We start from the raw sequence: 17,080 nt of genomic DNA on the forward strand, positions 1-17,080 counted from the left end.
GGCTCACGGCAGCACTCTGGTCAGCGCTTCCAGCGCGCCCGCCCACGCGCTGTCCGACGGTGTCCCATAGCCCACCACCAGCGCGTCCAGCGGGTCGGTGGTGGCCTGCGGGTGGCGGAGGAAGGTCAGGCCGTGCAGGGCCAGGCCCTGCCAGGTGGCCGCCTGGACCACCGACTGCTCCGTGCCGGGCGGCAGCCGCAGCAGCGCGTGCAGTCCGGCGGCGATCCCGGTGACCCGGACCTCCGGCGAGCGTTCGGCCACCGCGGCGGCGAGGGCGTCCCGGCGGCGCCGGTAGCGCAGGCGGGCCGAGCGGACGTGGCGGTCGTAGGCGCCCGACGTCAGGAACTCGGCCAGCGTCAGTTGGTCCAGGACACCGCAGGTGTCGATGTGGCCCTTGGCGGCGACCGCCTCCTCCAGCAGGGACGGGGGCAGCGCCATCCAGCCCAGCCGCAGGCCGGGGGCGAGGGACTTGCTGGCGGTGCCGAGGTAGACGACCCGGTCGGGATCGAGGCCCTGGAGGGCGCCGACGGGCTGTCGGTCGTAGCGGAACTCGCCGTCGTAGTCGTCCTCCAGGACGAGGCCGCCGGTGCGCCGCGCCCAGTCCACTACGGCGGCCCGCCGGTCGGGGTGCAGCGGCGTGCCCATCGGGAACTGGTGGGCGGGGGTGAGGAGCACCGCCCCTTCCGCGTCCAGGGGCCCCGGGTCCGTGCCGAGGCCGTCGTAGGGCAGGGCGGGGGTGGCGAGGCCCGCGCCGCGCAGCAGCTCCCAGTGGACGTCGAGGCCGTACGACTCCACCGCGACCGACCGAGCCCCGCGCGCCCGCAGCAGCGCGCCGAGGATGCGCAGCGCGTGCGAGAAGCCCGCGGTGATCACGATCGAGTCGGGACGGGTGCGTACGCCCCGGGCGCGGGCGAGATAGCCGGCGAGGGCGGCGCGCAGCTCGGGGCGGCCCCGCGGGTCGCCGTAGCCGAGGGCGTCGAAGGGGGCCGCGGCCAGCGCGCGGCGGGCGGCCCTGAGCCACTCGGCGCGCGGGAAGGAGGCGAGGTCGGGGGTGCCGGGGACGAGGCTGTGGACGGGCTCGCCCGGCCGGCGGCGACTGGGCGCGACGGCCGCGGGCGGGGCCACCACCCGGTCCGCGACCCGGGTGCCCGAGCCCTGCCGGGCGGTGAGCCAGCCCTCCGCGACCAGGTCGGCGTACGCCTCGGCGACGGTGTTGCGGGCGATGCCGAGGTCGCCGGCGAGGGAGCGGGAGGAGGGCAGCCGGGTGCCGGGGGCGAGCCGGCCGGAGCGGACCGCGTCGCGCAGCGCGTCGGTCAGGCCCCGGCGCAGCCCGCCCGCGCCGACCGGTTCGAGGTGCAGGTCGACACCCAGAGTGGCCCAGGATTCCGCCATGGAAATGGACCATACTCCTGGGCTGCCCCGCTCCTAGGCTCGACCGCATGAGTACTGCACAGGACACCGCACAGGACACCGCCGAGTACGCCCCCGAGCACTCCCCGAGGCTGAACTGGGCCGAGCACGCGCCCGAGGTCTACAAGGCCATGATCCGGCTGGAGACGGCCGCCAGGAAGGGCCTGGACCCCAAGCTGTACGAGCTGGTGAAGATCCGGGCCTCGCAGCTCAACCACTGCGCCTTCTGCCTCGACATGCACACCAAGGACGCCCTCGCGGCGGGCGAGAGCGTGGAGCGGATCGTGCAGCTCGCCGCCTGGGAGGAGTCGCGGCACTTCTACACCGGGAAGGAGCTCGCGGCGATCGAGCTGACCGAGGCGATCACCGTCCTGACCGACGGCTTCGTGCCCGACGAGGTGTACGCGAAGGCCGCCGAGCGGTTCGAGGAGGCCGAGCTGGCCCAGCTGATCGCCGCGATCACCGTGATCAACGCCTGGAACCGGTTCGGCGTGAGCACCCGCATGGTCCCGGGCCACTACCAGCCGGGCCAGTACAAGTGAGCAGGGCGGAGGCGTTCCGCGCGCTGCATCTGCACCGCGTCGCGGGCGATCCGCTCGTCCTGCCCGGCCCCTGGGACGCGGCCAGCGCGCGGGCGTTCGCGGCGGCCGGGTTCCCGGCGCTGGCCACGCCCAGCGCCGGCATCGCCGCCTCGCTCGGGTACGCGGACGGGCAGACCCCGGCGGACGAGATGTTCGCCGCGGTCACGCGGATCACCCGGGCGGTTAACGTGCCGGTCTCGGCGGACGTCGAGGACGGGTACGGGCTCGCGCCGGCGGAGCTGGTGGAGCGGCTGCTGGCGGCGGGCGCCGTCGGCTGCAACCTGGAGGACTCCGCGGGGGGTGTCCTCAAGGACCCGCACGCGCACGCCGAGTTCCTCGCCGGGGTACGGGCCGCCGCCGGGGACCGGCTGTTCCTCAACGCCCGTGTCGACGTCTTCGTCCACGGCGACGGCGATCCGGAACGGGCCATCGAGCGGGCCGCGCTCTACCACGCGGCCGGTGCCGACTGCGTGTACCCGATACTCGCCCCCGCCGCCGTACTGCCCCTGCTGCGGTCCGGCATGGAGGGTCCGCTGAACGCCCTGGCCCGCCTCGACGGGGACGGCCCCTCGCCCGCCGCGCTCGGCGGACTCGGGGCCACCCGGGTCACGTTCGGGCCGGGACTCCAGCTGCGCGCGACGGCCGCGCTGCGGGAGATCGCCGACGGCCTGCGGCCGTAGGGCCGGTCAGGACAGCCACTTCTTCCACACGGAGGGGTGGCTGTCCACCCACTTCTCCGCCGCCTCCTGCGGGCTCAGCTTCTGTTCGGCGATCATCAGCGAGACCTCGTTCTGGTCCTCCGTCGTCCACTTGAACTTCTTCAGGAAGGCCGCCGCCTTCCCGCCGGACTTCGCGAAGCCGGCGTTGAGGTACTTCTGCAGCGGGGTGCGCGGGTAGGCGCAGGTGATCGCGGCCGGGTCCGCGTCGCAGCCGTCCTTGTACGCCGGCAGCTTCACCTCCGTCATGGGGACCTTCTTGAACAGCCACTGCGGCGCGTACCAGTACGTCAGGAAGGGCTTCTTCTCCTTGGCGAACTGCTTCATCTGGGTGATCTGGGCCGCCTCGGAGCCGGCGAAGACGACCTGGTAGTCCAGCTTCAGGTTCTTCACCAGGGCCTTGTCGTTGGTGACGTAGGACGGGGAGCCGTCCATCAGCTGGCCCTTGCCGCCGCTCTCCGCGGTGCGGAAGAGCGAGGCGTACTTGTTCAGGTTCTTCCAGTCGGTGATGTCCGGGTGCTGCTTCGCCAGGTACGTCGGCACGAACCAGCCGATGTGCCCGGTCACCCCGAGGTCGCCGCCGGGCGCGATGGTCTTCTTGTCCTCGACGTACCGCTTCTCCTGGTCGGGGTGGCCCCAGTCCTCCAGGAGGGCGTCGACCCGGCCCTGGCTGAGCGCGTCCCAGGCGGGCACCTCGTCGACCTGGACGGTGTCGACGCGGTAGCCGAGCTTGTGCTCCAGGAGGTACTGGGCGACGGCCACGTTGGACTGCGCGCCCACCCAGGACTGCACGGACAGGGTGACCGTCTTCGCGCCGCGGGCGTTCGCGAACGGGCTGGCCTGCTTGGTCATGTCGGCGGCGCCGCAGCCGGTCAGCAGCGCGAGCGCGGACACGCCGGCGGCCATCGTCACAGTCGTACGGAATCGCATGTCACGCTCCCTTCTTCGGGCGCCGTCCGGTCGGCTGGGTCACCCGGTCGAGCATCAGGCCGAGGCAGACGATGGCGGCACCGGCGACCAGGCCGGTCGCCAGGTCGCCCTGGGCGAGGCCGAAGGCGACGTCGTAGCCGAGGGCGCCGCCGCCGACCAGGCCGCCGATGATGACGACCGCGAGGACCAGGACGACGCCCTGGTTGACGGCGAGCAGCAGCGCGCGCCGGGCCAGCGGGAGCTGGACCTGCCACAGCTGCTGCCGTCCGGTCGCGCCGAGCGAGCGCGCGGACTCCAGCGCGGCCTGGTCGACCTGGCGCAGGCCCTGCGCGGTGATCCGGACGACCGCCGGGAGGGCGTAGACGACGGCCGCCGCGACGGCGGGCGCGCGGCCGACGCCGAACAGGGCGACGACCGGGATCAGGTACACGAACTGCGGCATGGTCTGGAACACGTCCAGGACCGGGCGCAGGGCGCGTTCGACACGGTCGCTGCGGGCCGCCGCGATACCGGTCGCGAAGCCCAGCACGAGGGTGACGGCGACGGCGGCCAGCACCTGGGAGAGGGTGTCGAGCGACGGCTCCCACACGCCGAGCACGCCGATCGCGGCCATGGCGAGGACGGCGGTCAGCGCGGTGCGCCAGGTGCCGATCAGCCAGGCGAGGGCGGCGACGATCAGCAGGACCGACCACCAGGGCAGCCACTGCAGGCCGTCCCGGACGGGGTCGAGGACCCAGGTGGTGAAGTGGCCCGCCCAGTCGGCGGTGCCGCCGACGACCGGGACGCCGGAGTAGAGGTGGTTGACCATCCAGTCGACGGCGCGGTTGACCGGTTCGGCGATGGGCAGCGTCCAGCCGTCGGGCCAGTCGAGCGCGCCGAGCAGCCGGGTGGCGAGGGCGACGGCCGCGGTGACGGCCAGGGCGTAGGGCCAGCCGATGGTCCTGGCGGGCGCGGTTCCGGCGCCGGCCGCGGCGGTCACCCGGTCGAGGACGACCGCGAGCAGCACCAGCGGGATGCCGGCCGAGAGGGCCGCGCCGACGTCGACCGAGGCGAGGGCCTGGTAGACGCGGTCGCCGAGGCCGCCGGCGCCGATGACCGCGGCGATGACGGCCATGGACAGCGCCATCATGATCGTCTGGTTGAGGCCGAGCAGGAGTTCCTTGCGGGCCAGCGGAAGCCGGGCGGTCAGCAGCCGCTGGCGCCCCGTGGCGCCGAGTGACTCCACGGCCTCCAGGACTTCGGGGTCGGCGCCGCGGAGGCCGAGCGCGGTGAGGCGGGCCATCGGCGGGGCGGCGTAGACGACGGTGGCGAGGACGGCCGCTGGGACGCCGATGCCGAAGACCAGGACGACGGGGAGGAGGTAGGCGAAGGCCGGGAGCACCTGCATGGTGTCCAGGACCGGTCGCAGGGCGCGGTTCAGCCGGTCGGAGAGGCCGGCGCCGAGCCCGAGGAGCGCGCCGACGGCCACCGAGGCGAGCACGGCGACCACCATCAGGGCGAGGGTCTGCATCGTCGGGACCCACATGCCGAGGGCGCCGCAGGCCAGCAGGGCGATCGCGGTGCCCGCGGCGAGGCGGGGGCCGGCGAAGCGCCAGGCGAGGAGGGCGCCGAACGCGGTGACGCCGGTCCAGCCCGCGGCGAGCAGGGTGAGGTAGACGCCGCGTACGGAGAGGACGACCGCGTTGCTGATGTAGCCGAAGAAGTAGAGGAACAGCGGGTGGCTGTCCCGGTTGTCGATGACCCAGTCACTGGCGGAGGACAGCGGCTTGGAGAGCTGGATCGTCAGCTCGTGCGGCCAGGCGCCGTTGCCCCAGCGGGTGAGCAGGGGCAGCAGGACCGCCGTGAGGAGGGCGAGCAGCAGGAGCTTGCCCGCCGCCCGGCTTCTGAGGACGCCGGGTTTGCCCGTGCCGGAGGTGGGGACGGTGAGCGTTGCCATCAGACGGCCTCCGGACTGGTGCGGGGGGCCGGCGGGACGGCTTGCCCGCGCTTGCGGAGGGCCGCCGGCTTCGGGGCGGGCGCGTCCTTCGCGGTACGGGCGGCCTGGGCCGGGACGGCGTCCGCGTTCGGCGCGGCGGCGCCGTTCACGCCGGCGACGACGTCGAGCAGCTGCTCGTGGCCGACCACACCGAGGCAGCGGCCCTCGTCCATGACCCGGGCCGGGGCGCCCGCGCGGGCCACCGCCTCGATGGCCTCGGCGACGGTGGCCTGCGGGCGGACGGCGGGGCCGGCGGCCGTCTCCTCGGCGGACGCGGGGCGCATCGCCGTACGGACCGTCATCACCTGTTCGCGCGGGACGTCGCGGACGAACTCGCGGACGTAGTCGTCGGCCGGGGAACCGACGATCTCCTCCGGGGTGCCCAGCTGGACGACCCGGCCGTCGCGCATCAGCGCGATGCGGTCGCCGAGCTTCAGGGCCTCGCTCAGGTCGTGGGTGATGAAGACCATCGTGCGGCCCTCTTCCTCGTGCAGCCGGGTCACCTCGTCCTGCATGTCGCGGCGGATGAGCGGGTCGAGGGCGCTGAACGGCTCGTCGAAGAGGAGGACCTCGGGGTCCACGGCCAGGGCGCGGGCCAGGCCCACCCGCTGGCGCTGTCCGCCGGAGAGCTGGCCGGGGCGGCGCTTCTCCATGCCTTCGAGGCCGACCTTGGTGACGAACTCGGCGGCCCGCTCACGGCGTTCGGCCTTGCCGACGCCCTGGATCTCCAGGCCGTAGGCGACGTTGTCCAGGACCGTGCGGTGCGGGAGCAGGCCGAAGTGCTGGAAGACCATCGCGGCCCGGTGCCGGCGCAGTTCGCGCAGCCGGGCCTTGTCCATGGCGCGGACGTCCTCGCCGTCGATGGAGATCGTGCCGGCCGTCGGCTCGATCAGCCGGGTCAGACAGCGGACCAGGGTGGACTTGCCGGAGCCGGACAGGCCCATGACGACGAAGACCTCGCCCTTGCGCACGTCGAAGGAGACGTCCCGGACGGCGGCGGTGCAGCCGGTGCGGGCGCGCAGGCCGGCGGGGTCCAGCGTGCTGAGTTCCGGGTCGCCGGGGATCCGCTCCGGCTTCGGGCCGAAGACCTTCCACAGGCCGTCGACGGAGAAGACGGGGGAGTCGGTGGGGGGCTTGCGTGTGGGGACCGTGAGAGTCATCGGCCCTCACCTCCGATCAGATCGACGGCCTTTTCCCCGACCATGAGCACCCCGATCATCGGGTTCACGGCGGGCATGGTCGGGAAGACGGAGGCATCGGCGACACGGATGCCGTCGATGCCGCGGACGCGCAGCTCCGGGTCGACCACGGCGAGCGCGTCGTCGGCGGCGCCCATCTTGCAGGTGCCGGCCGGGTGGTAGACGGTGTGCGCGACCTTGCGGGCGTACTCGCTCAGCTCGGCGTCGCCGAGGATCTCCGGTCCCGGGCTGACCTCGCGCTTGAGCCAGCCGGCCAGCGGTTCGGACTTGGCGATCTCGCGGGCGATGCGGATGCCGTCGACCAGGGTCCGCGCGTCGTAGTCGTCCTCGTCGGTGAAGTACCGGAAGTCGAGGGCGGGCTTCACCGACGGGTCGGCGCTGGTCAGGTAGAGCCGGCCGCGGCTCTTCGGCTTGGGGATGTTCGGGGTCATGGAGACGCCGAACTCCGGCCGCTCGTAGCCCAGTCGCTCCGGGTTGTCCGTGAACGGGATCTGGTAGAAGTGGAACATCAGGTCCGGGCCCGCGTGCTCGGGGTCGCGGCGCACGAACAGGCCGGCGTCGGAGTCCATCGCGGAGTTCTCCGGGATCGGGCCGTGGGTCTCCCAGACGATCACCGACTCGGGGTGGTCGAGGAGGTTCTCGCCGACGCCGGGCAGGTCGTGCACGACGGGGATGCCGAGCGCCTCCAGGTCCTTGCGGGAGCCGATGCCCGAGTGCATCAGCAGCCGCGGCGAGTCGACGGCGCCGGCGCACAGCACGACCTCGTTGCGGGCCCGTATGAGGAGTTCCTCGCCGTCCTTGGTGCGCACGTGGACGCCCTCGGCACGGGTGCCGTCGAGCTCCAGGCGGTACGCCCAGGTCTCCAGGAGGATCGTGAGGTTGGGGCGCTCGTCCATCACCGGGTGCAGATAGGCCACGGAGGCGGAGGAGCGCTTGTTGTTCTCGGGGTGGTAGGCCAGGTCGAAGAAGCCGACGCCCTCGGTGAACGGCTTCTTGTTGAAGCCCTCCACCCGGGGGACCCCGAGCGCCGAGCGGGCGGCGTCGACGAAGTCGCGGGCGATGGCGTTGCGGTCCTTCTCGTCGACGGAGACGATGTTGTTCTTCAGCCGGGCGAAGTACGCCTCCATGGGGACGGCGCCCCAGCCCTCGGCGCCGGCCTCCTCCCACTCGTCCCAGTCGGACGGCAGCGGCTTGAAGGAGATCAGGGTGTTGTGCGAGGAGCAGCCGCCGAGGACGCGGGCGCGGCTGTGCCGGATGTGGGAGTTGCCGCGGGGCTGTTCCACCGTCGGGTAGTCGTAGTCCAGCTCGCCGCCGAGCAGGCCCATCCAGCGGCGCAGGGTGAGGACGTCGTCGCGGCCGACGTCGCTCGGGCCGCCCTCGATGACGGCCACGGTGACGTCGGGGTTCTCGGTGAGGCGGGAGGCGATGACGGAGCCTGCGGTGCCGCCGCCGATCACGACGTAGTCGTAGAGGTGAGGGGTGGTCTCGGACATGGGGGTACTACTCCAGGGGTGGGGAAGAGGGGCGGGGCTCAGCCGGCGAACCAGCGCACGGGCTTCGGCGCCAGGTTCTGGTAGACGTGCTTGGTCTCGCGGTACTCGGCGAGTCCCGCGGGTCCCAGCTCGCGGCCGGTGCCGCTCCTGCCGAAGCCGCCCCACTCCGCCTGCGGCAGGTAGGGGTGGAAGTCGTTGATCCAGACGGTGCCGTGGCGCAGCCGGGCCGCGACCCGGCGGGCCTTGGCGACGTCCGCGCTCCAGACACCGCCGGCGAGGCCGTACTCGGTGTCGTTGGCGAGGCGGACGGCCTCCTCCTCGGTGGTGAAGGTCTCGACGGTGAGGACGGGTCCGAAGACCTCCTCGCGGACGACCCTCATCCCGCGGTGGCAGGCGTCGAGAACGGTCGGCTCGTAGAAGTAGCCGGATTCCGGGCGGCTCTCGTCGGGTGCGGGCCGCTTGCCGCCGCAGCGCAGCACGGCGCCCTCGGCCAGCGCGGAGGCGACGTACCCCTCGACCTTCTCGCGCTGCTGGGCGGAGACGAGCGGGCCGCACTCGACGCCGGGGGCGGTGCCGCGGCCGAGCCTGATCCGCTGGGCGCGGCGGGCGAGTTCGGCGACGAAGCGCTCGCGGACGGACTCCTCGACGATGAGGCGGGCGCCGGCCGAGCAGACCTGGCCGCTGTGGATGAAGGCCGCGTTGAGGGCCTGGTCCACGGCGGTGTCGAAGCCCTCCTCGGTGGCGCAGGCGTCGGCGAAGACGACGTTGGGGTTCTTGCCGCCGAGTTCGAGGGCGACCTTCTTGACGGTGGGCGCGGCGGCCTGGGCGACCTTGGTGCCGCTGACCAGGCCGCCGGTGAAGGAGACCAGGTCGACGTCGGGGTGGTCGGCGAGCCGGGCGCCGACCGTGTGGCCGGGGCCGGTGACGATGTTGGCCACGCCGGCGGGCAGGCCGGCCTCGGCCAGCAGGTCGATCAGCGCGATCGTGGTCAGCGGGGTGATCTCGCTGGGCTTGATCACGAAGGTGTTGCCGGCGGCGAGCGCCGGGGCGATCTTCCAGCTGGCCTGGAGCAGCGGGTAGTTCCAGGGGGTGATCAGCGCGCAGACGCCGACCGGCTCGTGCACGACCACGCTGTGGATGTCGGGCGAGCCCGCGTCGACCACCCGGCCCGGGGCCTCGGCGGCGACCAGGTCGGCGAAGTAACGGAAGGCGTCGGCGACGCAGTCGATGTCGACGCGGCCCTCCTCGGCGGTCTTGCCCGCGTCCCGGCTCTCCAGCAGGCCGAGCGTCTCGCGGTCGCGGACGAGGAGGTCGGCGACGCGGCGCAGCAGGGCGGCGCGCTCGGCGACCGGGGTGCGCGGCCAGGGGCCGTCGTCGAAGGCCCGCCGGGCGGCGGCGATCGCGCGCTCGGTGTCCTTCTCGTCGCCCTCGGCGACCACGGCGAACGGCCGGGCGTCCGCGGGGTCGAGGATCTCCCGGGTCGCGCCGGAGATCGCCGTCAGCCATTCGCCGCCGGCGTGGATGGTCGCCTCGGCCTGTCGTTCCGTTCTGTCCGCCATGATCGGTATTGCCTTCCGTTCCTGATCCGTACCCCTGTGTCACAGTCGTGTCACAATCCGGGACCGCGACCGCCTGCCCCGCCGGGCGGATCGCATGCGCAATCAGCGACCGAAAGTGCGCCGCATCACTGAAAAGACGGTCGAAAACGGACTAAAAGAGGCACTGACCAGGCATGATCGGACACCTTGGGCCGATCAGGTGGGTTCCGCCCCTTGGAGCATCAGCTCCCGGACGCAGCCGCGCAGCCAGGCGTGTGCCGGATCGGCGTCGTGACGCGGGTGCCAGGCGAAGCCCAGCCGTATCGCGGGCAGCGGCAGCGGGATCTCGAAGGGGACCAGGCCGAGGGTGACGGCCAGCTCCCGGCCCGCCCGGTTGATCAGCCCGATCAGATCGGTCTCGCGCAGCACGAAGAGCGAGGCCAGATAGGTGCCGACGGTAGCCACCACCCGGCGCTCGAGACCGAGGCCGGCGAGGGCGTCGTCGATCGGACCGCGCACCCTGCCGCGCCGGGAGACGATCAGATGTGCGGCCTCCCCGGCGAACCGCTCGGGCGTCACCTCGCCGTCGAGCAGCGGGTGCCCGGCCCGCACGGCCCCCAGCATGCGGTCCTCGCACACCGTCTCCACCCGCACCTCGGGCGCGTCCGAGTCGATCACCCCGACCTCCAGGTCGGCGGTGCCCTGGCGCAGGAAGGGGGCGTCGACATGGCTCTCGCCGAGAAAGCGCAGCCGGATGCCGGGGGCCTCGCGGGCGGCGCGGGCGAAGAGGGCCGCGCCGTGGGTGGCGGCGGTCGCGTCGTGGCCGAGGATCGTGAAGGTGCGGGTCACCGTGCGCAGGTCGGTGTCCCGGCCGGGCGCGAACAGCGCCCTGGCCCGCTCCACCACCGCGCTCACCTCGGCGCGCACGGCCAGCGCGTGCGGGGTCGGCACCAGCCGCCGGCCGGCCCGGACCAGCACCGGGTCGCCGAGCGCCTTGCGGATCCGGCCGAGCGTGCGGCTCATGGCCGGTTCGGACAGATGCAGCCGCCGGGCGGCCCCCCGCACGCTCTGCTCCTCCAGCAGCACGTCCAGCGCGACCAGCAGATTCAGGTCCAGGCCCGTGGATTGCGTCATACGCAGGTATTCCTTGCAAAGGTTGCACTGGAAGACAGGTCGGTGCCGACCCTACGGTGAGAGCGCATCCCCCACCACCCACCAGCTCCCGGGAGGAGCCGTGCCCGCGCACGCCCTGAAACGTTCCACCCTGCTCGCGCTGTGCGCCTGCGTCCTGGTCGCGCAGAGCATGGTCGCCGCGATCAACCTGCTGATACCGCAACTGACCGCCTCCGCCCTGCACCCCTCGCACACCCAGGTCCTGTGGACGGTCGACGCCTACGTCATCGTCTTCGCGGGCCTGCTGATCCCGGCCGGCGCGCTCGGCGACCGCTACGGCCGCAAGGGCGCCCTGCTCACCGGCCTCGCCCTGTTCGCCGCGGGCGCCGCCACCAGCGCGCTCGCCCCCGGTCCGGCCCTGCTGATCGCGGGCCGGGGCCTGTCCGGCGCCGGGGCCGCGCTGATCACCCCGGCCACCATGTCGATCCTGGTGCAGCTCGCCGGACCCGAGCGCCGAGCCCAGGCGATGGCGTCCTGGACGCTGGCCATGGGCCTGGGCGGACTGGCCGGCAATCTGGGCGGCGGCCTGGTCGGCCAGTTCCTGACCTGGCGGGCGCTGTTCGCCGCGATGGTGCCGCTGGCCGCCGTCCTCGCCGCCGTGGTGGCGGTGACCACCCCGCGCACGGAGCGCTCCCGGCTCGGCAGCCCGGACCCGGTCGGCACCCTGCTGCTCACCGCGGGCCTGGTCGCGGTGCTGTTCGGCATCATCGAGGGCCCCGGCCACGGCTGGACCTCGGCGCGCATCCTCACCGCGTTCGGCACCGGCGCCCTGCTGATCGCCGCCTTCACCGTGCACGCCCGGCGCTCCCGGGCCCCGCTGTTCGACCCGCGCGTCTTCCGCTCGGCCGGGCTGCGCGCGAACACGCTGGGCCTTGCGACCGGATTCTTCGGCCTGTTCGCCCTGTTCTTCGTCAACTCGCAGTACCTCCAGGAGGTCAAGGGCTTCGGGCCGGCGCTGACCGGGTTCGCGATCGTGCCGCTGATCGTCGGCATGGCCCTGGTCCCGAAGTTCGCCGCCCGCTGGTCGGCCCGTCCGCGTCCGGTGATCGGCACGGGGCTCGCGCTGATCGGCCTCGGCCTGCTGGCCGCGTCCACGGCCGACGCCCACACGCCCTACGCGCTGTACGCCTGCTGGCTGCTGGTCATCTCGGCGGGCACCGGCCTGGCCATGCCCGCGCTCACCCTCGGGGTGGTCATGTCCCTCCCGTCGCACCGGGCGGGCCTCGGCTCCGGTCTCGGCACCTCGGCGCGCGAGATCGGCGCCGCCCTCGGTGTCGCCGTCGCCGGCACCGCCCTGGCGGGCCACGCGGACTTCGCGGACGGCATGGGCCCCGCGCTGCGGGTGGTGGGCACCACGGTCCTGGCGGCGACGGCCCTGGTGGTGGCCGGCCACCGGCGCTCCGGCAGCCCGGCGCGGGCGGCCCGGGCCGCCGCCGGCGCGACGGCGGCGGCCGAGGAACCGGTGGCCTGAACACGTCGCCGGGTGACCGCCGATGGCGCAGACTGCAGGCCCCGACCGAGAGGACCCCTCCGTGCGCCGCACCCCGACCTGTGTGTTCACCGACGCGGGCCCGCCCCGGGTGACCGGCGGACACGCGGTGGACCGGTACGTCCAGATCGGCTCCCTCACCAAGGCGCTGACCGGCACGGTGCTCTCCCGGATGGCGCAGGCGGGCGTGCTCGGCCTCGACGACCCCGTCGAACGGTGGCTGCCGGCGCCGCCCGGCACCGGCATCACCCTGCTGAACCTGGCCCGGCACACCTCGGGGCTCCCCCGGCTGCCGGCGGGCCTGCACGGCCGCGATCCGTACGCGGCCTTCGGCCCGGCGGAGTTGCTGCGGCTGGTGCGCGGCCTGGACACGGTCGCCGTGCGCCCGCCGGGCGACGAGGAGTACTCCAACCTCGGGTACGCCGTCCTCGGCGCGGCCCTCGCCGCCGCGGGCGGCGCCGCCTACGAGGAGCTGCTGGAGACGTACGTGCTGCGGCCGGCGGACATCACCGAGGTGAGCGTCCGCCCGTCCGCCGCGCGGCGGCTGACGGCGCCGGGCCTGCTGCCGGGCGTGCGGCGCAGGCCCTGGACGATGGACGGGGCGATCCTCCCGGCGGGCGGCCTGTGGGCGACGCCGCGTGCCGTCGCCGGTCTCGTCGTCCGGCTGCTGGTGGAGCGGCGCCTCGGCGAACCGTCCGTCAGCTGGCAGACGGCGGGGCAGCTGCGCTGGCACAACGGCGCCACCCGGGACGCTTCCGTGTTCGCCGGTGCGACGGCGGACGGGCGCTGGGTGGTGCTCCACCGGCTGAACGGGCGGCCGGAGCGCACCGACGAGGCCGCGATCGAACTGCTCGGACGGGAGAAGTGACGGACCGTAGGGCCGGGCACGACAAAGGTCCCCTCCCGTTTCCACGGGAGGGGACCTTTGTGACTGGAGCGCCGGGCAGGCCTTGCACCTGCATCTCCCCACAGGAAGTGGGGCGTCTTTCCTTGGACCACCAACGCATCACCTGGTGCCGGGTTTTCCGGCGGCCGGTGCGTGATCAACTATAGCGCACCGTCCGCCGGGGTCGCACCGCGCCGGATCAGATGAGGCCGAGACCGCGGACCGCGTCGCGCTCCTCCGCCAGCTCCTGGACGGAGGCGTCGATGCGGGCGCGGGAGAAGTCGTTGATGTCCAGGCCCTGGACGATCTCGTACTTGCCGTCCTTGGTGGTGACGGGGAAGGAGGAGATCAGGCCCTCCGGGACGCCGTAGGAGCCGTCCGACGGGATGCCCATGGAGGTCCAGTCGCCGTCGGCGGTGCCGTTGACCCACGTGTGGACGTGGTCGATGGCGGCGTTGGCGGCGGAGGCGGCCGACGAGGCGCCACGGGCCTCGATGATCGCGGCACCGCGCTTGGCGACGGTCGGGATGAAGTCCTCGGCGAGCCACTTCTCGTCGTTGACGACCTCGGCGGCGTTCTTGCCGGCGACCGTGGCGTGGAAGATGTCCGGGTACTGGGTGGCGGAGTGGTTGCCCCAGATGGTCAGGCGCTTGATGTCGGCGACCGTCGAGCCCGTCTTCTTCGCGAGCTGGGTCAGCGCGCGGTTGTGGTCGAGGCGGGTCATCGCGGTGAAGCGCTCGGCCGGCACGTCCGGCGCGGCGGCCTGGGCGATCAGGGCGTTGGTGTTGGCCGGGTTGCCGACGACCAGGACCTTGATGTCGTCCGCCGCGTGGTCGTTGATGGCCTTGCCCTGCGGCTTGAAGATGCCGCCGTTGGCCTCCAGCAGGTCACCGCGCTCCATGCCCTTGGTGCGCGGGCGGGCGCCGACCAGGAGGGCTACGTTGGCGCCGTCGAAGGCGACGTTCGGGTCGTCGGTGATCTCGATGCCCTGGAGCAGCGGGAACGCGCAGTCGTCCAGCTCCATGGCGGTGCCCTCGGCGGCCTTGAGCGCCGGGGTGATCTCCAGCAGGCGCAGCTTGACCGGCACGTCCGCGCCGAGCAGCTGGCCGGAGGCGATGCGGAAGAGCAGGGCGTAACCGATCTGGCCGGCCGCGCCGGTGACGGTGACGTTCACGGGAGTGCGGGTCATGGCGTTCTCCGTATGACAGCTGGCGGTGGGGCGTCCCTGCCCCGGGCGGATGATCGATCTCTTGGCGTCAAGAGAGATCCAGCGGTCAGGCTATCGCGCATCCGCGATGCGAGACGTCCGGGGCCGTGTGGCTCACCCCACAAGGGGATCAGCGGGGACGTATCGGCGCGCGCGGGGTCGCCGGAGAGCCGCGGAAAGGGGGGAGGGAGGCGGCCGTCCCGGCGTCCGGGGGGAAGGACGGGGACGGCCGCCCTGGGGTGACCGGCGTGCCGGAATCCCGTGGGGGTATCGTTCGCGTGCCCAGGATCCGGCCGGCTATGCGCGCCGCCGCGGAAATTCCCTCTCCTCCGGCGTGCGGCAGAGGGCTCCGACGCGGGCCGTACGGCCCGTCGTCGCCCTCCGCCGCGTCACTTCGTGCAGCCGGTCAGGCCGGAGGCGAGCGTGGCGCAGGCCCGGGCCTCGGCCGGTTTCCGCACGACGACCATCGGGGTGTAGCCGATGGTGTCCCCGGCGGCGGTGATGTCGCCCGTCTGCCGCTCCTTGCCCGCGGAGACCTCGACGGTGTCGCCCGGTGCGCCGTTGGTGATCCGGCCCCAGGCCGTGCCGCAGGCTCTGCTGTAGCGGACCTCCAGGGTGGTGGTGCCGACGGTGGCGGTCTTGGCGGTGGTCACCAGGTCGCCGCTGCACCCCATGGTCTCGGCGTCCTTGCCGACGCAGGCGGAGCCGGCGCACTTGACCCCGGGCGGCGGGCTCGTCCGCGCGGAGGCCGACGGGGACGGCGACTTGGCGGCGCCCTCGCCCTGGTGGCCGACGCCGCCCCGGTGCGTGAAGAAGAGGACGCCGCCGATGAGGACCAGGACGCCGATCAGGCCGGCGAGGAACATCGTCACCTGCTGGCGGCGCGCGGACCACCGGGCTCCTGGCGCCGGGACCTCGGGCTGGGGGCCGGGGGTGCCGGGCGCACCGGCCGGGGCCGCGGGACCTGCGGGGCCGGACGGGGCGGTGCCGGACGGGACGGACGGAGTGCCGGACGGGGTGCCGGACGGGGCGGACGGGGTGCCGGGCGGGCCCGCGGGGGCCGGCGGGCCGTCCGGGCGCCGGGTGCCGCCCGGGCGGGCGCTCGCCTGCGACGGGCCCCGGTAACCGGCGAGGCCCCAGGAGTTCCGGCCCGCCGACGCGTCACCGCCGTCCGCCGGGCCGGGCGCGGCGCCGTCGCGGGCGCCGGACTCCGGGTCCGACGGCTGGGCCGGGATCGTCGGCGACACACCGGCGGGCCCGGCGATCCCCGGTACGGCGGTCCCCCCGGCCCCCTTGCGGGCGTCCGGTCCCCCGGCCCGCCCCTCCCCCAGCGCGGCGCGGGCCTCGGAGACGCGCAGGGCGTCCATCGTCGTGTCATGCCGCATCTCCGCCCGGCTCCAGGCGCGTTCGGCCAGCTCCCACAGGGTGGTCAGATGGCCCGGGTGGGTGCCGGTGGCCTCGGCGAGCGCGATGACCGCGCCCTTGGGCGCGAGCAGCCGGCCGTCCAGGTACCGCTCCCAGGACAGCTTGCTGTAGCCGGTGCGGTCGGCCAGGACCGCGATGCTCAGGCCACTGCTGTCCACGAGTCCCCGCAGCCGGCCGGTGAATTCCGTGATCTGCGGTTCCAGATCCTCCGGCAAGGCTTTCCAACGAGGCATGGTCTTCCCCCACTTCCCCCCGGTCGTGCTGTCGTTCGCGCGCGCGGGCCCGGCCACCCGCAGAGATGCGCTGACCAAGGATCCCAGTTCCCGGGGCGGGGTGCACGCGCGCGGGGGCGGCGCGCGGCTGCCGGGGGTCAGCCGCCGGGGGTCACCAGTCCCGTCTCGTACGCCAGCACCACCGCCTGCGCCCGGCTGCCCAGGCCGAGCTTGGTCATGGTCCGGTTCAGATGGGTCTTGACGGTGGCCTCGCTGATGTAGAGGCGGTCGGCGATCTCCAGGTTGGACAGGCCGCGCGCGGTGAGCTTGAGGACCTCCGCCTCGCGGGAGGTGAGCACGCCGAGGTCGGGCGGGCGCGGGCCGCCGGCCGCGGCCCGCGGGGCCTGCTGCCGGGCGAAGGCCTCCACCAGGCGCCGGGTGACGCTGGGCGCGAAGAGGGCGTCGCCGCCGTCGACCGCGGTGACCGCCGCCAGCAGCCGTTCGGGCCCGGAGTCCTTCAGCAGGAACCCGGAGGCGCCGGCCCGCAGCGCCCCGTACACGTACTCGTCCAGGTCGAAGGTGGTCAGCACCAGCACGCGGGGCGGGCGGTCGGGGGCCTGGGCGAGGATGCGGGCGGTGGCCTCGATGCCGTTGACGCCGGGCATCCGGATGTCCATGAGGACGACGTCGGGGCGGGTCTCGGCGGCGAGCCGCACGGCCTCCTCGCCGTCCCCCGCCTCGCCCGCCACCTCGAAGCCGGGCGCGGCCTCCAGCAGGCCGACGAGTCCGGCGCGGATGAGGAACTGGTCGTCCACGACGAGCACTCTGGTCATCCCGTACGCCCGT

14 protein-coding genes are annotated in these 17,080 nt (G+C 73.8%); 4 read left to right on the top strand and 10 right to left on the bottom strand.

What is annotated here, in order from left to right; genetic code table 11:
- Window positions 1-3: 3 nt before the first annotated feature.
- On the bottom strand, window positions 4-1,392 hold the full coding sequence (locus tag ACF073_RS02725) for a PLP-dependent aminotransferase family protein (protein WP_392066218.1): 1,389 nt from the start codon (window positions 1,390-1,392) through the stop codon (window positions 4-6).
- 47 nt (window positions 1,393-1,439) lie between these two features.
- Between ACF073_RS02725 and ACF073_RS02730 the strand changes: the two genes are divergently transcribed.
- Both ACF073_RS02730 and ACF073_RS02735 read left to right on the top strand, forming a co-directional pair.
- On the top strand, window positions 1,440-1,952 hold the full coding sequence (locus ACF073_RS02730) for a carboxymuconolactone decarboxylase family protein (protein ID WP_392066220.1): 513 nt from the start codon (window positions 1,440-1,442) through the stop codon (window positions 1,950-1,952).
- Window positions 1,949-2,671, top strand: a complete 723-nt coding sequence (locus ACF073_RS02735; protein ID WP_392066222.1) for an isocitrate lyase/phosphoenolpyruvate mutase family protein — start codon at window positions 1,949-1,951, stop codon at window positions 2,669-2,671. Before ACF073_RS02730 ends, ACF073_RS02735 begins: the two co-directional genes overlap by 4 nt.
- 6 nt (window positions 2,672-2,677) lie before the next feature.
- Here the strand turns inward: ACF073_RS02735 and ACF073_RS02740 are convergent, their stop codons facing one another.
- The 6 genes from ACF073_RS02740 to ACF073_RS02765 all read right to left on the bottom strand — a co-directional run bounded on the left by ACF073_RS02740 (window position 2,678) and on the right by ACF073_RS02765 (window position 10,976).
- Window positions 2,678-3,637 carry an ABC transporter substrate-binding protein gene (locus ACF073_RS02740; protein WP_392066224.1) on the bottom strand — a complete coding sequence of 320 codons (960 nt, stop codon included), beginning with the start codon at window positions 3,635-3,637 and terminating at the stop codon, window positions 2,678-2,680.
- Window position 3,638: 1 nt separating this feature from the next.
- Window positions 3,639-5,573: an ABC transporter permease gene (locus ACF073_RS02745; protein WP_392066226.1), complete on the bottom strand. Its 1,935-nt coding sequence runs from the start codon at window positions 5,571-5,573 to the stop codon at window positions 3,639-3,641.
- Window positions 5,573-6,772, bottom strand: a complete 1,200-nt coding sequence (locus tag ACF073_RS02750) for a glycine betaine/L-proline ABC transporter ATP-binding protein (RefSeq protein WP_392066228.1) — start codon at window positions 6,770-6,772, stop codon at window positions 5,573-5,575. The genes ACF073_RS02745 and ACF073_RS02750 overlap by 1 nt, the downstream gene beginning before the upstream one ends.
- A complete protein-coding gene (locus ACF073_RS02755; RefSeq protein WP_392066229.1) occupies window positions 6,769-8,304 on the bottom strand; it encodes a GMC family oxidoreductase in 1,536 nt (511 codons plus the stop codon). Before ACF073_RS02755 ends, ACF073_RS02750 begins: the two co-directional genes overlap by 4 nt.
- 38 nt (window positions 8,305-8,342) lie before the next feature.
- Complete coding sequence (locus ACF073_RS02760) at window positions 8,343-9,863, bottom strand: aldehyde dehydrogenase family protein (RefSeq protein WP_392066231.1); 1,521 nt, start codon at window positions 9,861-9,863, stop codon at window positions 8,343-8,345.
- Window positions 9,864-10,058: 195 nt separating this feature from the next.
- Window positions 10,059-10,976 (bottom strand): LysR family transcriptional regulator, encoded by a 918-nt coding sequence (locus tag ACF073_RS02765; protein ID WP_392066233.1) that lies wholly within the window; start codon window positions 10,974-10,976, stop codon window positions 10,059-10,061.
- 100 nt (window positions 10,977-11,076) lie between these two features.
- On the opposite strand from ACF073_RS02765, the gene ACF073_RS02770 reads away from it, so the two are divergent.
- Together ACF073_RS02770 and ACF073_RS02775 are read left to right on the top strand one after the other, a co-directional pair.
- Window positions 11,077-12,486, top strand: coding sequence for an MFS transporter (locus ACF073_RS02770; RefSeq protein WP_392066235.1), 1,410 nt, complete (start codon window positions 11,077-11,079; stop codon window positions 12,484-12,486).
- 22 nt (window positions 12,487-12,508) lie between these two features.
- On the top strand, window positions 12,509-13,372 hold the full coding sequence (locus tag ACF073_RS02775; protein WP_392066237.1) for a serine hydrolase domain-containing protein: 864 nt from the start codon (window positions 12,509-12,511) through the stop codon (window positions 13,370-13,372).
- A gap of 217 nt (window positions 13,373-13,589) precedes the next feature.
- On the opposite strand, the gene ACF073_RS02780 is transcribed toward ACF073_RS02775, so the two are convergent.
- From ACF073_RS02780 to ACF073_RS02790, 3 genes are all read right to left on the bottom strand, one after another.
- Entirely contained in the window at window positions 13,590-14,579 is a 990-nt protein-coding gene (locus ACF073_RS02780) for a malate dehydrogenase (RefSeq protein ID WP_392066239.1), read from the bottom strand.
- 407 nt (window positions 14,580-14,986) lie between these two features.
- Complete coding sequence (locus ACF073_RS02785; RefSeq protein ID WP_392066241.1) at window positions 14,987-16,255, bottom strand: DUF2690 domain-containing protein; 1,269 nt, start codon at window positions 16,253-16,255, stop codon at window positions 14,987-14,989.
- A gap of 137 nt (window positions 16,256-16,392) precedes the next feature.
- Window positions 16,393-17,067, bottom strand: a complete 675-nt coding sequence (locus tag ACF073_RS02790; protein ID WP_392066242.1) for a response regulator — start codon at window positions 17,065-17,067, stop codon at window positions 16,393-16,395.
- Window positions 17,068-17,080 lie beyond the last annotated feature (13 nt).

Origin of the sequence: Streptomyces sp. NPDC015171, assembly GCF_043079545.1 — a bacterium.
In the GTDB taxonomy this organism is placed as follows: domain Bacteria; phylum Actinomycetota; class Actinomycetes; order Streptomycetales; family Streptomycetaceae; genus Streptomyces.